This is a genomic window from Chitinophaga sp. YR573 (assembly GCF_900110995.1).
In the GTDB taxonomy this organism is placed as follows: domain Bacteria; phylum Bacteroidota; class Bacteroidia; order Chitinophagales; family Chitinophagaceae; genus Chitinophaga.
The window spans coordinates 4,738,303-4,756,443 of the sequence record NZ_FOJF01000001.1 but is presented as its reverse complement, the minus strand read 5'-3'; the positions used below and the strand labels follow the sequence as shown (position 1 = coordinate 4,756,443).

16 protein-coding genes are annotated in these 18,141 nt (G+C 42.9%); 12 read left to right on the top strand and 4 right to left on the bottom strand.

The genetic code is table 11. From position 1 onward, the window contains the following. The first annotated feature begins 181 nt into the window (after positions 1 to 181). The 6 genes from BMW86_RS19845 (at position 182) to BMW86_RS19820 (ending at position 4,711) form a co-directional block, all read left to right on the top strand. Positions 182 to 1,060: a helix-turn-helix domain-containing protein gene (locus BMW86_RS19845; RefSeq protein ID WP_089783447.1), complete on the top strand. Its 879-nt coding sequence runs from the start codon at positions 182 to 184 to the stop codon at positions 1,058 to 1,060. Between the two features lie 98 nt (positions 1,061 to 1,158). Beyond that, positions 1,159 to 1,866 carry a pirin family protein gene (locus BMW86_RS19840; RefSeq protein ID WP_089783446.1) on the top strand — a complete coding sequence of 236 codons (708 nt, stop codon included), beginning with the start codon at positions 1,159 to 1,161 and terminating at the stop codon, positions 1,864 to 1,866. 7 nt (positions 1,867 to 1,873) lie between these two features. Next, positions 1,874 to 2,611: a pirin family protein gene (locus BMW86_RS19835; RefSeq protein ID WP_089783445.1), complete on the top strand. Its 738-nt coding sequence runs from the start codon at positions 1,874 to 1,876 to the stop codon at positions 2,609 to 2,611. Positions 2,612 to 2,622: 11 nt separating this feature from the next. Next, on the top strand, positions 2,623 to 3,555 hold the full coding sequence (locus BMW86_RS19830) for an alpha/beta fold hydrolase (protein WP_089783444.1): 933 nt from the start codon (positions 2,623 to 2,625) through the stop codon (positions 3,553 to 3,555). 3 nt (positions 3,556 to 3,558) lie between these two features. Beyond that, entirely contained in the window at positions 3,559 to 4,011 is a 453-nt protein-coding gene (locus BMW86_RS19825) for a cupin domain-containing protein (protein WP_089783443.1), read from the top strand. A gap of 106 nt (positions 4,012 to 4,117) precedes the next feature. After that, positions 4,118 to 4,711 carry an isochorismatase family protein gene (locus BMW86_RS19820; RefSeq protein ID WP_089783442.1) on the top strand — a complete coding sequence of 198 codons (594 nt, stop codon included), beginning with the start codon at positions 4,118 to 4,120 and terminating at the stop codon, positions 4,709 to 4,711. Positions 4,712 to 4,990: 279 nt separating this feature from the next. Here the strand turns inward: BMW86_RS19820 and BMW86_RS19815 are convergent, their stop codons facing one another. Beyond that, positions 4,991 to 7,228, bottom strand: coding sequence for a toxin-antitoxin system YwqK family antitoxin (locus BMW86_RS19815; protein WP_089783441.1), 2,238 nt, complete (start codon positions 7,226 to 7,228; stop codon positions 4,991 to 4,993). A gap of 86 nt (positions 7,229 to 7,314) precedes the next feature. Next, the gene (locus tag BMW86_RS19810; protein ID WP_089783440.1) at positions 7,315 to 8,199 is read right to left on the bottom strand and encodes a PhzF family phenazine biosynthesis protein; all 885 of its coding nucleotides are present in this window, start codon (positions 8,197 to 8,199) and stop codon (positions 7,315 to 7,317) included. 112 nt (positions 8,200 to 8,311) lie between these two features. On the opposite strand from BMW86_RS19810, the gene BMW86_RS19805 reads away from it, so the two are divergent. Then, positions 8,312 to 8,674 carry a winged helix-turn-helix transcriptional regulator gene (locus BMW86_RS19805; RefSeq protein WP_089783439.1) on the top strand — a complete coding sequence of 121 codons (363 nt, stop codon included), beginning with the start codon at positions 8,312 to 8,314 and terminating at the stop codon, positions 8,672 to 8,674. Positions 8,675 to 8,860: 186 nt separating this feature from the next. Next, on the top strand, positions 8,861 to 9,679 hold the full coding sequence (locus BMW86_RS19800; RefSeq protein ID WP_089783438.1) for a helix-turn-helix transcriptional regulator: 819 nt from the start codon (positions 8,861 to 8,863) through the stop codon (positions 9,677 to 9,679). 5 nt (positions 9,680 to 9,684) lie between these two features. Here BMW86_RS19800 and BMW86_RS19795 read toward each other — a convergent pair whose 3' ends face one another. Next, positions 9,685 to 10,137: a YybH family protein gene (locus tag BMW86_RS19795; protein WP_218149169.1), complete on the bottom strand. Its 453-nt coding sequence runs from the start codon at positions 10,135 to 10,137 to the stop codon at positions 9,685 to 9,687. An 84-nt stretch (positions 10,138 to 10,221) separates the two neighbouring features. On the opposite strand from BMW86_RS19795, the gene mug reads away from it, so the two are divergent. The 4 genes from mug to BMW86_RS19775 all read left to right on the top strand — a co-directional run bounded on the left by mug (position 10,222) and on the right by BMW86_RS19775 (position 16,380). Continuing rightward, positions 10,222 to 10,764, top strand: a complete 543-nt coding sequence (gene mug / locus BMW86_RS19790) for a G/U mismatch-specific DNA glycosylase (protein WP_255372958.1) — start codon at positions 10,222 to 10,224, stop codon at positions 10,762 to 10,764. Positions 10,765 to 10,904: 140 nt separating this feature from the next. After that, positions 10,905 to 14,318, top strand: a complete 3,414-nt coding sequence (locus tag BMW86_RS19785) for a HEAT repeat domain-containing protein (RefSeq protein WP_089783436.1) — start codon at positions 10,905 to 10,907, stop codon at positions 14,316 to 14,318. A gap of 145 nt (positions 14,319 to 14,463) precedes the next feature. Further along, entirely contained in the window at positions 14,464 to 15,324 is an 861-nt protein-coding gene (locus BMW86_RS19780) for an AraC family transcriptional regulator (protein WP_089783435.1), read from the top strand. A gap of 66 nt (positions 15,325 to 15,390) precedes the next feature. Next, positions 15,391 to 16,380, top strand: a complete 990-nt coding sequence (locus BMW86_RS19775) for an aldo/keto reductase (protein WP_255372957.1) — start codon at positions 15,391 to 15,393, stop codon at positions 16,378 to 16,380. 100 nt (positions 16,381 to 16,480) lie between these two features. On the opposite strand, the gene BMW86_RS19770 is transcribed toward BMW86_RS19775, so the two are convergent. Beyond that, the gene (locus tag BMW86_RS19770; protein ID WP_089783433.1) at positions 16,481 to 18,022 is read right to left on the bottom strand and encodes a S41 family peptidase; all 1,542 of its coding nucleotides are present in this window, start codon (positions 18,020 to 18,022) and stop codon (positions 16,481 to 16,483) included. Positions 18,023 to 18,141: the final 119 nt, after the last annotated feature.

The following is an 18,141-nucleotide window of genomic DNA, read 5'->3' as shown; positions in this document are numbered from 1 at the left end:
CTTTCCCGGATACAAATCCAGCTCAATATTAATATTTTTTTATATTTTCAAAAAGATTTATTTGTTACTGCAATGAGATTGCGACTGAGGCATTGATACAGAAGAACATTCCAAAGAAACACTCACTATTAACCAGCAAGCTGAAACATATATACAATTCCCGAAAATAGTATATTTGAGAATGCAGGGGATTTCATTATATGACCATAATTCACTTTCAAAAGAGCTAAGACTTCAATTAGCAACCCTCGACTATTTTTTATACGAATTCTCCCAATATGAACGCATAAATTTTGAACCACATCGTACCAGGGCTTACGCTATATGCCTTCTAAGCAAGGGTGAACTGAAAGTCGAAACAGATCTTTTTTACAATCATATTGTAGCTCCTGCCATCTTTATCATCGCCCCCAGCGTTATCAGACATTTTTTACATACAACAGGGGAGTTTGAAGCACAAACTATTTTCTTTGATAAAAACTTCTTCCTGGAAAATCAAGCCAATATTGCTTATCTGGATCAATATGAGTTTCTTTATTCCAAAGACAAACATGTGGTTGGTCTGAACAACACAGAACATCAAAAATTAAGCACTTATTTTCAACTTTTCAAGCAAACAACCCAGGAATCATTTGCGAAAACACCAGCTATTGCCCGTAGTCTTATTTATATTATTTTAGACGTAATAGCATCTGTACAGGAAGCACAGGATTTACAGCCTTCTATATCACTTACCCGAAATCAACAGCTTCTTTTTGAATTTAAGAAACAATTGGCCAGCGACTTTATGAGACACCGTAATGTCAGCTATTATGCACAAAAACTATTTGTTTCGCCAAAATATCTTAGCACTGTAATAAAAGAAGAGAGTGGAAAAACTGCCGGTGAGTGGCTTGATGAAATGGTACTATTGGAAGCAAAGATACTATTGCAAAATAAAGACTTAACTATTGCCCAGGTGGCCGATCAACTGAACTTTAATGACCAGTCTACTTTTGGGAAGTTCTTTAAGAACTTAACCAGCCACTCCCCTCTTGATTATCGAAAACAACTATCCTGATTGATCTACAGGACATTTTGGCCAATTCCACCTACTTTTTGCCCTTTCCTGCCCTTTATTCCTGAGCGACCTTTGTCTCATAAAAATTACATTATGATATGCATCTCATTTATCACCCGGAGACGACCAGAAGTTTCAGGGACTTAGGTGGCGTAAAATTATATCAGAGCTTCCATTCCTATTATCCACCTGCGCCGAACCGGAGACCGTTAGGCGCTATGATAGCGCTGGATAATCTTAGCTATATGCCTGGCAATTCAGAAACATGCACTTTCCCTCTCCAGCATATCGAAGTGTTCAGTCTTGTACTTGCAGGAACAGTTATCTCAAAAGATAATACCGGCTCCAGACACGTTTTAACACAGGATACTGTACAGCTGCTAAGTTCAGGTTCGGGGACAGAAATAACCAAATTCAATGGTTCACTTACAGAGGAAGCTGATCTGCTACAAATATGGTTTACACCTGAGACGCAAGATGGAGAAACTAACTATCAGGAAATAAAAAGTTGTGCAGAAAATCAATTCCAGCTATTGGTTTCTCCTGATGGTGAAAGAAACAGTATGAAGATTAAACAACAGGTATGGATCAGCAGAGGAACATTTGAGGCAGAAGCACAACATACTTATCATAAAAACAATGAAGAGAATGATGTATATCTTTTTGTGTTGCAGGGACAGGCAACAGCAGGCGGTCAGATTCTCAACTACCGCGATGGCTTAGCTATATCAGGAAAAGAGCCGGTTGTTGTTTTATTCAAACAATCGACTGATTTATTAGTTATTGAGTTATCACACTATAAATGAATTAATAATGTTACAGAAAATAAGTAAAACAAATTTTGTTGGTCACGGTCCGATTTCTATCCTCTATCCAGGTACCGTTGTTTCAAAAGCAGATACAGGAATAGGTAGCATTGGACGGATCGACCATGCTTTTATCAAGGGGAATACTCTTATTGCCATGCATCCACATGTCAATGATGAAATACTTTCTTATTTCCGTACAGGAAAAGCTGAGCACAAGGATTCAGAAGGGTTTGTAAAAATTATTGGTGGAAACACGATCATGTTGATGAAGGCCGGTCGTTCATTCTATCATGAAGAAAAAATAATAGGCGAAGGTGAGCCTTTGGAAGGATTACAGATCTTTATCCGTCCGCAAAAGAAAGACTTACAACCAGAAGTAATATTTCTTGAGCTGGAAAACCTGCACAGCGAGAACAAGTGGCGGCTTCTCGCTTCTCCAACCAACGCTACAACATTTCAGTTTAGCAGCCAGACATGGTTGTTCGATATGAAAATCTCAAAAAAATCACAGGCTATTTTGCCCGAACTACCAAAGAGTAACCTAACAGCTTTGTTGTATGTATTCAATGGAAAAGTAAAGGTAAATGGAAATATCAGCTTAGAAAAAAGAGAAGGGCTTATCATTAAAAACGAACCTGTAACTATTCATGCAGGTGAAGAAGATGCTGAATTGGTTTTGTTTGTTACGGATGAAGAAGCTGAAATATACAAGGAAGGAATGTACAGTGGCAATAAAATATAAATACATACAATATGAATTCCAGAAATAAGAATATAACAAGTAATGATCCATCCTATCTCCGTAGTTTACCAAATCTTAGTGATGAGTTTTGCGCAATGTTCGAAAGCATTTTTGTACAAACCGATGATGTAAAGTTACACGCGGTCATCGGAGGCAGTGGCCCGGTAGTACTGCTTATTGGGGGCTGGCCACAAACCTGGTATCAATGGCGGTTTATAATGCCTGAACTGGCTAAACAATACACTGTTGTAGCAGTTGACGCAAGAGGTTTTAACTTATCTGATACAACACCATCGGGGTATGATTCTGCCACAATTGCCAATGATCTGGCAAAGTTTATGACCATTCTGGGATATGAAAAATTTAGTGTGGTAGGTCATGACTTAGGTATGTGGGCCGGGTATGCCCTGGCTGCGGACCATCCGGACAGATTGACTCGTTTAGCGGTTGTAGATGCCGTTATACCGGGTGTTGAGGATTGGTTTACTATGCTATCCGTTAAACCACTAAATGATTTCTTATGGCATTTTGCTTTCAATAGAGTAGATGATATTAATGAACAATTAGTGAGAGGGCGGGAAGATATTTATTTTAAGTACCAGTTCGCCACAAAAGCAGCTAGTCCTGATGCAATTCCTGCCTATGCTGTATCCTATTATGTTGATATCCTGAAATCCAGTCCGGAAAGGCTTCGTTCCAGTTTTGAATACTACCGGGTTATTGATACGGATATGGCTCAGAACAGGCAGCGGAAAACAAAGAAAATAGCCATTCCCGTTTTAGCTGTAGCAGGAGAAGTAGCGTGCAATAGCTTTACTGCAAATGACATGAGATTGCTTGCAGATGATGTTTCCGAAGTAATCATTCCGGCCTGCGGTCATTTCGTTCCGGAAGAAGCACCTGATGCATTATTTACTGCATTACAACCTTTTTTAAACTCATAAAGAATGAAAAACTCTAATGCTATTACCACCGTTGGTAACAATGAGGAAAATTTCCTTTTGGTAGCAGGTAGTAAATACCGGATACTTATTAGCGGGGAGCAAACAAATGGTAATTATGCTGTAATTGAAATGCGGGTACCTTCTGGTAGCGGCCCCATCCCTCATGCGCATAAAGATGTTCAGGAAACTTTTTATGTGGCAGAAGGTGAAATGGAATTTCGTACTGAAGATGGTAAGTACTATGCAAAAAAGGGAGCTTTTATAAACATTCCACTCGGAGGTGCAATTCATGCATTCAAAAACACTTCTGAGATAGAAGCAACACTGATATGTACAGTTATTCCTGCGGGATTTGACAGTATGTTCAAGGAATTAAGTGTCGCCAGTCCTGAGGAAGTAGAAGCTATCGGAGAAACGTATGGGAACCAATTTTATCCTCTTAATTATTTCGAATAATCAGTTATTCTGATCTACAGGATATTTTAACCAATTTCACCTACTTTTTACCCTTTGTATCCTTTCATTCCTGAGCGAACTTTGTTCTATCATAAAAACAAAAACAATGAGCAACACAAAATTTACAGCAGAAAATACAGCATTATTACTCATCGATCACCAGGTGGGTACAATGAAGCTGATTAAAAACATTCCTTTAGAAGAAGTCAAAAAGAAAACATTGGCTTTGGCTAAAATGGCAAAAGTTCTGAATATCCCTGTTGTATTTACAAGCAGTCAGGAATATGCAGCACAAGGTCCATTGATGCCTGAACTCGCAGAAATTTTACCTGATGCTTTTGAAAAGAGAGTCAAAAGAGAAGGCATTGTTAATTGCTGGGAACACAAAGGCTTTTATGATGCCGTAATTGCCACCGGAAAGAAAAACTTAATTATGGCAGGAGTAACCACTGATGTGTGCCTGGTTTTCCCATCCATCAGTGCAGCTGAAGAAGGCTTTAATGTACAGGCAGTAATGGATGCATCAGGCTCACCGTTTAATTTGAGTGAGGATTTAAGTCAACAAAGAATGGCAAAGGCTGGTGTAGTTTTAACGGCTACCAATACTTTAATGGCGGAAATCGCACAGGATTGGGCAAGACCTGAAGGTGGTGAATTATTAGGTATTTTATTTACAGATGTTTTACCATCAATGGCGTAAAATTTAATTCTTCAAATTTCCGTATAAAGGACAGTAACATTTTTAAAAATGATTACTGTCCTTTATAATTTAAACCTCCCGGGTTATCCTGAATCTTTGAACTTTTTACGAAACGTAAGTGCAGTCATCCCTGTTTCTTTGGAAAAGAACCGGGAAAAATTGCAGCAGCTGATGGCTGTTTTTTGACCAACATATCGGCAGAAAGAACAGTAAACATGGATAATCAATGATCAACCAATGGTGATTATAGCACAATTCGTGGTAAATTATATCCCTGTATTAGCAATCGCTGTTTGCCAGTTGCCTGAGTTGTTCTGCATCATCAGGCAGACCATATTGCAATAACATATTGCTGTGATGTTTCAGGAAATCAGGATCTTTTTCACCCAGATCAGCCAACGTCAGCAATGCATTTTTTCTTAACGGCGTTATCTTTTTTTGTGCAGTAGCATATTCGTCTCCGAACAATACACAACAAATGGCAAGGAGCAGTGTATTCTGATAGTACAGTTCAAATGAAGGCAGTGCCATTATTATTGATCCAATATTCTTTGTCAGTGCAGCCGGATTGGTATAATCAAGCATCTTTAACAGGTATTCCGGTGTATCATCTTCTCCTGTGAAAGGCTGCATGCTATCAAAACGACCATCCATTACTACATCCGGGTTCACCAGTGTGTTTATTATTTCAGCCACCCAGTTGTCCTGGGCATCATCATCGGAAGCTTTTACCAGGAATATGGCCAGTATTATGCGGAGGAAAGGATCTGTTTCTGTAAGGAATGCAGGTGAAAAATGAGCTTCCATTTTTTCATTCTCATCGGCAAGTTCATAAAACCTGCCCAAACAAAACAATGTGTACCCTCTTCTTATCTGTGAATACTCTGTATGCTGCCATTCCTGTTGCAGGAATACTTCGGTTTCCGGAGAATCTTTACCGACATGTATCAGTATATGTTGTGCCTGACGGGCAGTTACCGGGTCTGCATCCCTGGCCCATAGCAATAGTTCTGGAATTAAAAATTCAAGAGAAGAAAGCATTTCATAATACCCGGGTCTGCGAAGGCTCGGCAATGTCATCACCTTGTATAAAAAAGCCAATAAACGTTGTTCTACAACCGGCTCCTGTTTATAAAAGGGCAGCATGCGCCCTATAATGGTGGCCGTTGCATAGGTAGCTGCATACACCTCTCCCTGGCATTCTATTGACCACCAGATGTGCTCCGTAGATGCAGCGATAACATCCTCATCAGCCGATAACAATCCATTGATACCTGCCGGCAATTCTTTGTTCTTTCCCCATGCCTTTTCTATGTTTTCCCAATCTACTTTGTTCAGCTCCTCCTGCAGAAAATCTGGTACTGGCAGCGCATTTTTTTTCTCCTCTATAAAGTACCTTCTATGTTCTTCCCTGAAGTTTTGGGCTATGGCATCCCAGCAAGTTGCGACGGTTGTTTGTTCCGATTTGGGCAGATAATAACCCCATCTGTTTAGCTCATTAACGAGTGCTTCATCGGCTCTCGGCATATTCAACAATTCCCTTCCGGCTTCATCGTACAATCGCCAGGTACCGGAGCCGTCACCGTTGGAGATATAATCTATCAGTGTAGCCCCACCGGGATAAAAATACCTTACACTGACCGGGGGCTTTGTACGATCAGCGGTTTGAATAGCTTCATACACCAGTATATCATTGTAATACCATCGCTTGTGATGGGATGTTATACTTTCATTACGTATGGAACAAAGCAGCTTGCCACTCTCGTCAAAAAAGATTTCTTTACGGACATTGCCATTATAACTATAATGTCTGCTGCAACGGATCACCGGAGGCTCAATGTGTGGATAGTAGTAGTTTATTACCTGTTCAGGAACAACATCCGCAATATCTTCTTCTACAAGTATGCCGGTATTTCTGTTGAATACCCTTTTCAAAAGCAGGTTGCCATTCAGGTCCCACTCCGCATAGTCGCCTACGCATATATCCTTCCAGGGGTCTATCTCGCTCATTGCCCAATGCGCAAGTATGTGCAGCGAATCATGCTTATCTACAAAATACGCCCGTTCAGGAACAGATGCAGGGCGTTCGGGTAATGGAGTTCCTCTTACGCTTACCGGGTTGTTTTGCCTGTCGAAGTAACGCCGGGCATTGTATGTTATTCCTTCTTCCGTGTAATCAAATTCTGCGATCCATACGTTGGGGCTTTCTTTAGCATAACCGCCCGGGAATAGCTCAGTCGTAGGGTTTTCACTTTTTATCCAGCGATAAGTACCCTCCCATTTCTGCCCGCCGCACCATTTACCTTCCTGTGCCAGGGAACCATCAGGATGAAATCGTTTGTTTGGAAAAGGCGGTTGACCATTACCATAATCAACCATACCGCAAAGGTGTCCATCTATATGCCACTCTTCCCATATGCCTGTCTTTTCCCCTGCTTCATTCTGTTCACCCAGCATCCATTCCTTATATTCCGGATACCATATAGCCCCTGCGGGAATATTTTTATGTTTTTCCATTGTTCACGCTTATCATTCAAAAATAGGTGCTGAAAACCACTTTTTTGAATAATTGCCTACTACAAATGCACTACAAATGAGCATACTTATAAATAAATCTGTCCTTCCATTACAATTGTAGAGGAACCGCTCACCCAGATCCCATCTTCGACTACCTGAACACGAATGGTGGATGGGTGTTCCACATATTTCCCCTGCAGGATCAGATAATTCTGATTTTTTTTGATATAACCAAGCATTTCAAGATATCCGGCCAATGGCCCCGCAGCAGTTCCTGTAGCCGGATCTTCATCAATACCCATTCCGGGATTAAAGAATCTTGTTTCGGCCAGGTATTTTTCACCTGAACTATTTGTCGTAAATAAATAGCAGCCTTCAAAACCAAATTTTTCTGATATTCCTTTCAATAATGATTTATGTGAAATGGCTTTTTCAAGAGATACTACATCTTTTACAGGGACCATTAAATGTGGAACTTCTGTTTGTACAATATTGATCGACCAATCATTTAGAGCAAGATCATCGATGCTTAACCCAACTGCCTCAGCAATCAGATCGATCGGAACAGTGCTGATTACTTCAGCCGGTCTTTGCTTCATGGCAACGTAAGGCAATCCATTCTCTTCGGTAATGTTCAGTGGTATCTTTGTGTCCTTTATGAATACCCAGGGCTGTTCCCCCTGATTTTTGAAAATATCCCATTTTTTTAATAACGCAAGACAAACCGCACCAAGCAGGTTATGCCCGGCACCGGCAACTTCAAATTTTGCAGGAGTGAATGATCTCACTTTGAAAGCGTTTTGTTCCGTTGAATAATTCACGAAAGAAGTTTCCGAGTAGCCAAATTCACGGGAAATATTATGGTATTGTTCTATAGTAAGCTCATTTTCAATATACACTACAGAGAGCTGATTACCCTTATATCGCTGGTCTGTAAATACGTCTAACACGTAGTAATCAAGTTTTATCATTTGTTTTTTGATTTACTGATTAGTAATTGCTCAAAATTAGATCCAAATAGTTTATTTTAGTTACCGGTTACCATTGGTTTACCGGTAACCTTTTGTTAACTAGCCAGTAAAAATGAAAGATCACAAAAGACAAGAAGTAACCTGCGAACAAGAGTTAAATGCCATTCGCGACAGCCTGGAGGTATTGGGTGGAAAATGGAAATTAAGGATTATGCGTCATCTGAATAATCACATTAATGAAACCAATACATTCAAAAAGATCCAGCGTGGTGTTGAGGGCATATCTGCAAAAATGCTATCGAAGGAATTACAGGACCTGGAAATCAACCTGCTTGTTTCCCGTACAATGATGGATACAAAACCAATTACCGTACAGTATGCTATAACAGAATACGGGCAGAGCGTTTTCCCGGTTACGGAAAGCCTGGTTAGCTGGGGATTAAATCATCTTCAAAAGATAAAGCAAAAGGTATAGACTTCTAATGGAAAAGGAATACAACAGCTGGTCATTAATGAATGACCAGCTGTTGTCTTTTTAGAACTTACCGCCCATCCCTGAACCTTTCCGGCAAAGCTGGAAAGACTTTTTTAGAATAAAAGGATGTTGTAATTTCCAACCTGTATAATTGAATACTGTTTTTGCCTTTTAAAAATCATTGCGTTGCAATATCTTCCCTGCGACATATTGAGCCCTTTTATAAAAAATTATGTTGTAGTTACCATTGATAAGGATATCAATAATGAAATATTTTATCCCAGTGGATACATAGATTTTGTTGTTAACTTTTCGAATGGCAATGCTGCTACTATTATCAGCGGTAAACATCAGGATACTCCTGAATTTGAGCTATTAGGCCATCTTACGGTACCGGCAAGATTGAATGCAACTAAAGGTACTACTGTATTGATTGCCCGTATGTATCCTTATGCCTGTTCTATATTTTTCCCAAATCCCATTTCTGATTTTACCAATTCAGCAACAAATGTCTCTGATGTATATTCGAAAGAGATGCGGGATCTCTATGAACTAACAATGTATGCAGACTCAATTGATCAAAAAATAAATTTGCTTGAATCATTTTTTATTCAAAAATTGAAAAAACAGGAAAAGCAGTATAGGAAAATTCAACAGCTATCACTAATCTGTCAGCATATTTTAACCACAGGTGAAGGCTTTAACCTTAAGCAATTATCATCCTCCACCGGCCTTTCAAAAAGGTATATTCAAAAACAGTTTTTTGAAATGGTGGGCTTAACACCGGGTACATTTTATGCCTCTTACCGTTTCAATAAAAGTTTACAGCAGGTGCTCTCTACAAACTCATCACTTACCTCAATCGCTTATGAATGCGGGTACTATGATCAGGCCCACTTTATAAAAGAGTTTAATAAATTTACCGGTATTTCACCATCTCAGGCCAGGGGCACACTAATCAAAAACGGAGATGACTTTCAAAAGGCTGTAAATATTGGCTTGTAGCAATTTTATTTTGATACAGGTCTGTTACTGCTGAACATATCCCTGTACATTTTCCAACCCTCACTGGTTTTTTTCCAAATAACAACAACCTTGCCTTCATCCAATTTATTGCCGTTAATATCTGTCATTTCATAATGGCTTTCTTCAGTTACAAACTCTTTTGCATCACCATAAAGATGTTGTACGATAAATCTGCTATGAACTTTGGGTCCATCTTTAAAAAAAACGGCTATATTTTCTTTGCCACAAACAGGAGCTGCATTGGGTGGCAAAAGACAGGCATCTTCTGTATATCTTGTCAAAATTGAACCATCGTTTTTATTTGCCAAATCAGAATAAATAGCATTACTGGCTTCAATTGCTGCCCGGGCTTCTTCCAATAAAGGATTCTTTTTTATTTGTCCGTTAGAGATGAGCGTTATAGCCATAAGCATAGCAAAAGCGATCATTGTTTTCATAATCTGTTTTTTAACAAAATAAGGGCGTTAACAGGAAGAGAAATTGTAAAATAGCGCACAAATTGAAATTGAAGTATTATTTTCGTGAGTGCAGTGAAAAGCCGCCGCCCTCTTTCTTATATGCTTACTGATATTATTAACAAAGATCTGACTGTCATTTTTTGCGGGATTAATCCTGGCTTAAAATCTGCGTCGGACGGTCATCACTTTTCCGGACGAAGCAATCGTTTTTGGAAGGTTTTGCATCAGGCTGGTTTTACACCCTACGAAATTCAACCTGTAAATGACACAACTATACTTGATTTCGGCTACGGTCTGACCACCGCTGTGGAAAGGGCAACAGCGCGTGCGGACGAGCTTTCCAGGGAGGAGTTTGACAATTCCATCGAAGCCTTCAAAACGAAAATGACGCATTTCCAACCGAAATATATCGCATTCCTGGGTAAACCGGCCTTTATGGCCTTTTCCGGGGAAAAGCAAATTTCATGGGGACATCAACCTAAAGATTTCTGTGGAGCGAAGGTTTGGGTACTACCTAACCCGAGTGGTTTAAATCGGGGATTTACACTTAATGACCTTGTCGTTTATTACCGGCAACTGTTTTGTGCAATAGAAATTAATAATTAAAAAAACGGGTCAGTCTTTTTTTGAACAGCAAGTTTGTAAAGACACTATCCCCGTTCAAAAAAAATATTCTCCTCTAAATTTTCTTTGCCCTATCTTAAGCAATCGCACCTGTAAGAGTGTGTTTATAATTGCTTCCTCATATGAAAAAACTGTTTGCTTTAAAAAATCCTATTCTGGTATCGTTGCTCTTTTCCGCCACCTGCCTTCCTGCCTGTAAACAGGATACCGGACCCGCGGATAAGCGCATCAAACGGATGGACACCATCCTTACAGCCCATCTGTCAGATTCCATTGGCACAATAGTGAAACCAGAACTGGCGGATAACCTTTCCCTCACTCTCTGGGGCATCGATTCACTGGTGACCTCTCCTATCGCTATTGATGTAGACGACCAGGGAAGAGTGTATTACACCACCACAGACCGGCAGAAACATTCTGAATTTGACATACGCGGGCACCGGGACTGGGAGATACCATCCATTAGTCTGCAAACGGTAGAAGATCGCCGTGCCTTCCTTCATAAGGAACTATCCCCGGAGAACAGCAAAAAGAACATGTGGCTGGACGACCTGAACGGCGACAGCTCTCACGACTGGCGCGACCTGACCGTAGAAAAGGAGCACGTATATCGTGTGGATGATATATCCGGAGATGGCGTAGCAGACCAGACACAATTGGTAGTGGATGACTTTCACGATGAAGTGACGGATGTTGCCGGCGGAGTACTGAGTGATGGCGATGACCTGTACCTGGCCGTAGCGCCGGACCTCTGGCGTATAAAGGATAAAAACCATGACGGTATTGCAGATGAAAAAACGTCTATCTCCCACGGATACGGTATCCATATAGGCTTTGGCGGCCATGGCATGTCTGGCGTGGAGATGGGCCCCGATGGGCGTATCTACTGGCAGATAGGTGATATCGGCTTTAACGGTAAAGGGCAGGACGGGCAGCAATGGTCTTTCCCCAACTGCGGGGTACTGGCCCGCTCCAACCCGGATGGCAGTGACTTTGAGATATATTCCTATGGCATCCGTAATACGCATGAGTTTGCGTTTGATCAATATGGTAACATCATTAGCGAAGACAATGATGGGGACCATCCCGGCGAAAAGGAACGCCTGGTATATCTTGTAAACGGCGGTGACCAGGGCTGGCGCAGCAACTGGCAATACGGTAAATACCGCGACCCGGACAATAACAGCTACAAGGTATGGATGGACGAAAAAATGTACCTGCCCCGTTTTGAAGGACAGGCGGCTTATATCACCCCATGTATCAGCAACTTTGTAAACGGTCCTGCAGGTTTTGTATACAACCCTGGTACGGCTTTAGGTCCTGCTTATAAGAATACTTTCTTTGTGGCAGAGTTTGTTGGCAATCCTTCCAACTCCGGCATACATGCATTTAAACTGAATCCTAAAGGGGCCACCTTTGAGCTGGGAGAGCATAAGAAAGTACTGGGCGGTATACTGGCCACCGGCATCGATTTTGGACCAGATGGAGCGCTATATATAGCCGACTGGATAGATGGCTGGGAAACACATAACTATGGCCGCATCTGGAAGCTGGATGATAAAAGGGAAGCCGCTACACCGGAACGCAAAGTTACCAAAGCTTTACTGGCGGAGGACTTTAGCAAACGCAGTGAAGTGGAACTGGCCGGTCTGCTGAAGAACCCGGATATGCGCGTACGCATGAAAGCCCAGTTTGAGCTGGTGAAACGTAAAGAAAAAGGCGCTCCTCTGTTTGAGCAGGCATTAAAACAAACAGACAATCAACTGGCAAGGGTACACGCTATATGGGGACTCAGCCAGTTGGCCCGTAAGGATAAACAGTATGCCAAAGTATTGCTGCCCCTGTTAAAGGACAATGATCCCGAGATACGGGCCCAGGCTGCCAAATGGCTGGGCGATATCCGCTATAAGGAAGCCGGGCCGGCACTGGTGCCAGTGTTAAAGGATACGGCCAGCCGCGCACGTTTCTTTGCAGCAGAAGCCCTGGGCAGGATACAGTACGCCCCGGCAGTACAACCGCTGATCGCCTTCCTGGAAGCGAATAACGATGAAGATGCTTATCAACGGCATGCAGGTACCCTGGCGCTGTCCCGCATAGGCCAGGCGGAGCCGCTGATCGCTTTGGCGAACAGCCCTTCCCGCGCATTGCGTATAGCCGCTGTAGTAGCACTGAGAAGGATGAGCCATCCAGGTATCGCAGTATTCCTTAATGATAAAGATGAGTTTGTGGTAACAGAAACAGCCCGTGCGATCAATGATGATCTGTCTGTTAAAGAGGCGTTACCCGCCCTGGCTAACCTGCTTGGTACTACAACGTTTAAAAATGAAGCCCTGATCCGCCGCGCGATCAATGCAAACCTGCGGGTAGGTACAGACGGCTCCATGCATAACCTGGTGGCATATGCACAAAAAGCAGGCAACCCTGCCCCTATGCGGGCGGAAGCTATAGATGCTTTAAGTGTATGGGCTAAACCATCTGTACTGGACCGTGTGGACGGCAGATTACGCGGTGAAGTAAAAAGGAACCCTGCGCCCGTAGTGAACCTTTCCACTGCACCACTCACTGCCCTGTTAAAGGATAAGGAGCTACCGGTACGCATCAGCGCGGCCAAAGCCATTGCCAGGTTGCAGATCAAACAGGCAGGTCCTCAGCTGCTGGCCGCCGTAAAAGCGGACCGGGATGCGGATATGCGGGTAGCCGCGTTGGAAGCGCTGGTAGACCTGCAGGATGCCGGCGTGGAGCAGGGGATTACCGCTGCATTGGCTGACCGGGAAAAGACAGTGCGCGTAGCCGGACTGGACCTGCTGGGGAAAATGCATATATCAGAAAGCGTGATGGTGAACCTGCTCACGGGGGTAATTGCCAGCAAGACCATGGAGGAAAAACAAGCGGCCCTTCTGACACTGGGCAAACTGCCGCTGCAGTATACAGAAAAACCGCTGAATGACCTGCTGAACAAGATGACTGCCGGTCAGCTAGACCCGGACATATCCCTTGAACTGGCCGAGGCGATCGATAGCAGCCACTCTACTCAACTGGCTGCCCGTTACAAAGCGGTGAACAGTAAGCTGTCGCCCGATGAACTGATAGCCTCTTACAGCAGCTGCCTGCAGGGTGGTGATCCCAGGAGAGGCAGGCAGATATTTTTCCAGAACCAGAACTCCCAGTGCATGCGCTGCCATTCTTATGATGACCGTGGAGGTAACGCAGGCCCGCGGCTAAACGGTGTTGCCGGCCGCATTTCAAGGGAACAGATATTGCAGGCGCTTATCTCCCCCAGCGCCCGGCTGGCACCAGGGTTTGGTATGGTGATACTGGAACTGAAGGATGGTAAGAAACTGAGTGGCATTCTGCAGGGAGAAACCCCAACCGGATTAACGATCAAAGAAGGAAAGACTGAGCGCACCATTGCAGCAAACCAAATATCGCACAAAGAGTACGCTCAATCCAGCATGCCGGATATGAAACTATTACTGTCCAAGAAAGAAATAAGAGATGTAGTAAGCTTTTTGGCTGAGCAGAAAACGGATAATTAATGCTCCTGCTGACTTCTGATTTGCACAGTCAGATCCTTCTGCTGCCATGCTGTTATCTGTTTACCAGGCGCATGGCAGCAGTAAATGGAGCACCTAAACAAAGATTAATAGGGGCAATTCAAAGTATCCTGTCAATAAATAATCAATGTCAAACATCGAATCATTCTTCCATCTCTTCAAACAAAACTACAAACTCCCCATCCGTCTCATCTCCCCCACCTTCGGCCACCTTCCCTCCGAAATCGCCGATGTATATAGCCTTACCCAGCGCAAAACTTACTACTTTTTCTTCTTTATGCTAGATGGCATCACCCACCATGGCGTCGATCTCCAGCAATTCGATATAAAAAACAACGAATTACTCTTCATCCTTCCACATCAGATCCACAGGCTACCATCCACCAAACAAGGTTCTGACTATTATAAACTCGGTTTTGATGACGACTGCCTTTCTCTCTTGCCAAAACAATATCCCTTCCTCATCAACCCTTTCAACAGGCAAAAAATTCAGTTCACTTCATCTGCAGCTACAAGACTAAAATCCATCTTCGAAACACTACTCGGATTATTAAGCGAAATGGACACCGATCCCGAGCTTATCCTCGCGCACCTCAATAGCCTGTTAACAGAAATCAATGCAGCTTATTTCTCCACTGACAAAAACCCTGCAGATGAGAAACTCTCCCAATACATTCGTTTCAAACTCTTTGTAGAAAACAATCTCGCCGATCACCCAACAATCATAGATATCGCTGAAAAACTAGCCCTCAACACCAATAGCTTATACAACATCGTTAAACACTACTCCGGGCTTTCTCCAAAAGAATTCATCACCAACCGTCTGATATTGGAAGCAAAACGTCGTCTGTGCTATTCTGAAAGTTCTTCGATCAAGGAACTGGCCTACGAGCTCGGTTTCAACGATCCTGAATATTTCTCCCGTTTATTTAAAAAAGTAACCGGCAAAACTATAACCATGTTCATTCAGGATTTGTCAGGGAACTAATGCGTTTTGTCCGGCTTCTTGTTTGATGTTCTCTTGATCTTTGTTCAAATAATAAAAACCTGAATGATGAACAGAAAACTAGGAACAAACGGCCCTCTTGTATCAGCAATAGGTTTAGGATGTATGGGAATGTCCGGCGCCTACGGACAAAGCGACGATGCAGCATCCATTGCTACCATCGAAAGGGCCCTAGATCTCGGGCATAACTTTTTAGACACTGCTGATTACTACCGCACAGGCCACAACGAAGAGCTGATCTCCCAGGCCATCAAAGGCAAACGTGATAAAGCTTTCCTCTCCGTAAAAACTGGTCTGTTCCTTGCTCCCGGCCCTAACAAATCCATGGCTGTCGGCCCTGTAAATACCCATCCTGATTACATTCGCAACGCAGTTCTCTATAGTCTCCAGCGCCTCAAAACGGATTACATTGATCTCTATACTCCTGCACGGGTAGATCCCAATGTCCCTATCGAAGACACTGTCGGCGCATTATCCGACCTCGTCCAGAAAGGCGTCATTCGTTACATTGGTCTTTCTGAAGCTGCTGCTGCAACTATCCGGAAAGCTGCTGCTGTTCATCCCATCACCTCTCTGCAGATAGAATACTCTCTCTGGAGCCGGGATATCGAAGCAGAAGTGCTCCCAACAATTCGCGAACTCGGCATCGGACTTGTAGCCTATTCTCCTCTGAGCCGGGGCCTTCTAAGCGGTGAAATCAGAACACCTGAAGATCTCAAAGATAACCGTATCCACATGCCGCGCTTCCAGGGCGAGAACTTTCTCAAAAATCTTGAGCTGGTAGAAAAGATCAAAACGCTGGCTACTGAAAAAGGTTGTACCCCATCTCAGTTAGCAATTGCATGGGTGCTCGCCCAGGGTGAAGATATTATTACTATCCCGGGTACCAAACGCATAAAATATCTCGAAGAAAACATTGCATCTGAAAATGTGCAACTCAGCAGGGAAGACTTACAAAGTATCGAAGCTATCATGCCAGCCGGAATAGTCTCAGGTACCCGCTACCCTGAAATGTTCATGAATCACTTAAACCGGTAAATGATTATTTTCTGGTGCAGGGCGTAGTATTAATTTGGGGGGCTGATCCAAAAAAAACTTTTAGATCAGTCCCTATCACTAATATAAAATCTTTTACACCTCAGTGTTTCTCAGCGATCAGCTTGAGCACATATTCCATCTGCGTATCACGATTCTGCATAAAATCGCTAAAGGAAGGCCACACCGTATAATCCGGAATAATACCCCTGCCTTCCGGTTGATCCGGCTTTACAGGAGCATCCTGCACCACATAAACAATAGAGAATTTCGTTTTTATTTTTGAATGAGGCAATTCATATATCGATGTCATATGACCGTTGTGGCCATAATATCCTCCAACAGTTTCTACTCCAACAATGGTAACATTGCGGGCATAGGCTTTTACAAGAGAAGCCAGATGCGACCCTGCCGAAGCCACTTCTTCATCAATAAGTAAATACAATTTCCCTTTGAAACCGGGGCTTTTAGGGTGATAGACAGGGTTATACTTAACATTCTGCATATTCCTGCCATTGTGCAACTCAGGGAAATAATCTTTCAACATTCTCTTTCCGTAAACTTTGGCTGTAGAATCCATCTTTACTGCGGTAGATATACCCCAAAAATATTCTTCATATGGAACACCATTATCAAAGATCGTGTAAGCCAGTGTATTTTCTTTGAAGCTTGAATCCGTCAGGTACATCATCGGTTGTTCAAAATTAGGATCACTGCCACCGGGATTACCGCGGATGTCCAGTATCAGGTTGGGTGTATTGTTATTGGCAAGCGCCTGGAATACACTGTCGATAAACGCTACATATATAGGAAAGGTCGGATCGTCTGATCCGGTGGCCATGGTAAATATCCGCAGGTTCAATAAACCTGTGGAGGGATTCACCATCTTAAAACTATATGTGGGTTGCACTCTGTAATCGGTCACACTGTCTACCGGCGCACTGTGACGCAATAATAAGTTGGCATTCCGTTCCTCCAGCGATACAGCCGGCACTGTTACTGTTTGCGATTGGGTACTGCCCGGGCTTGAAAACCGGATCACAAAACGGTCTTTGATGCCATACTCATACAGGTAACGCAATCCATAACTCCTGTTCACGCTGCCCGAGAGCTTTTCTGTTTCGGTAAAACCATCTGCGGTCAGGTATTTGTAAAAGGATTGCATCAGTTTTTTGTCTGAAACACCATTGATGCTCAACACCCGTGATCCTACAGGAATCAGGTCTGTTTTGCTATTGAAAATCATCTTACCCTCAATATATTTAAGGGCAAAAGGAAAGAAGCCACGCTGTCGGTTGAGATAACTTACAAGGTCGGCATTTGGTTCTGTATAGTTATGGCAGCTTCCTTCAAAATCAGTCAACTGTAAAATGATCTTGTAAAAGGCCAATGTAGACATGGACTGCCCCACCTGCTTAAAGGCCCATTTGTAGATGCTGTCGATCTGACTTTGGGTGCGGTAGCGATACAGGCCAGAGTTGGCCTTTTTACGGATGTCGAGGAACAACTGCAGGTCCTGCTTCATCTCGCCGGGATCAAGCTGCCGGTTGTATATAGACAGGCTGTCTACATGTTGGGATGAATTCTCTGCCGACTGTGCCCATCCCTGATGCACCAATAGTAGAAAAAACAGTATTTTTCTCATATGATTTGAGGATATCAGACTCTAATCTACAAAAACCTGTTAGAATATATGTCAGACAAAGAAATTTCAATACTACTGACATAGGGTTGTCATAGTACCCGTAGTAGTTTCGTGTAATA

What these genes read in the sequence shown, in the direction of transcription:
- BMW86_RS19845 (WP_089783447.1), top strand. Translation starts at nt 182, where the DNA reads ATGCAGGGGATTTCATTATATGACCATAATTCACTTTCAAAAGAGCTA.
- BMW86_RS19840 (WP_089783446.1), top strand. Translation starts at nt 1,159, where the DNA reads ATGCATCTCATTTATCACCCGGAGACGACCAGAAGTTTCAGGGACTTA.
- BMW86_RS19835 (WP_089783445.1), top strand. Translation starts at nt 1,874, where the DNA reads ATGTTACAGAAAATAAGTAAAACAAATTTTGTTGGTCACGGTCCGATT.
- BMW86_RS19830 (WP_089783444.1), top strand. Translation starts at nt 2,623, where the DNA reads ATGAATTCCAGAAATAAGAATATAACAAGTAATGATCCATCCTATCTC.
- BMW86_RS19825 (WP_089783443.1), top strand. Translation starts at nt 3,559, where the DNA reads ATGAAAAACTCTAATGCTATTACCACCGTTGGTAACAATGAGGAAAAT.
- BMW86_RS19820 (WP_089783442.1), top strand. Translation starts at nt 4,118, where the DNA reads ATGAGCAACACAAAATTTACAGCAGAAAATACAGCATTATTACTCATC.
- BMW86_RS19815 (WP_089783441.1), bottom strand. Translation starts at nt 7,228, where the DNA reads ATGGAAAAACATAAAAATATTCCCGCAGGGGCTATATGGTATCCGGAA.
- BMW86_RS19810 (WP_089783440.1), bottom strand. Translation starts at nt 8,199, where the DNA reads ATGATAAAACTTGATTACTACGTGTTAGACGTATTTACAGACCAGCGA.
- BMW86_RS19805 (WP_089783439.1), top strand. Translation starts at nt 8,312, where the DNA reads ATGAAAGATCACAAAAGACAAGAAGTAACCTGCGAACAAGAGTTAAAT.
- BMW86_RS19795 (WP_218149169.1), bottom strand. Translation starts at nt 10,137, where the DNA reads ATGAAAACAATGATCGCTTTTGCTATGCTTATGGCTATAACGCTCATC.
- BMW86_RS19785 (WP_089783436.1), top strand. Translation starts at nt 10,905, where the DNA reads ATGAAAAAACTGTTTGCTTTAAAAAATCCTATTCTGGTATCGTTGCTC.
- BMW86_RS19780 (WP_089783435.1), top strand. Translation starts at nt 14,464, where the DNA reads ATGTCAAACATCGAATCATTCTTCCATCTCTTCAAACAAAACTACAAA.
- BMW86_RS19775 (WP_255372957.1), top strand. Translation starts at nt 15,391, where the DNA reads ATGAACAGAAAACTAGGAACAAACGGCCCTCTTGTATCAGCAATAGGT.
- BMW86_RS19770 (WP_089783433.1), bottom strand. Translation starts at nt 18,022, where the DNA reads ATGAGAAAAATACTGTTTTTTCTACTATTGGTGCATCAGGGATGGGCA.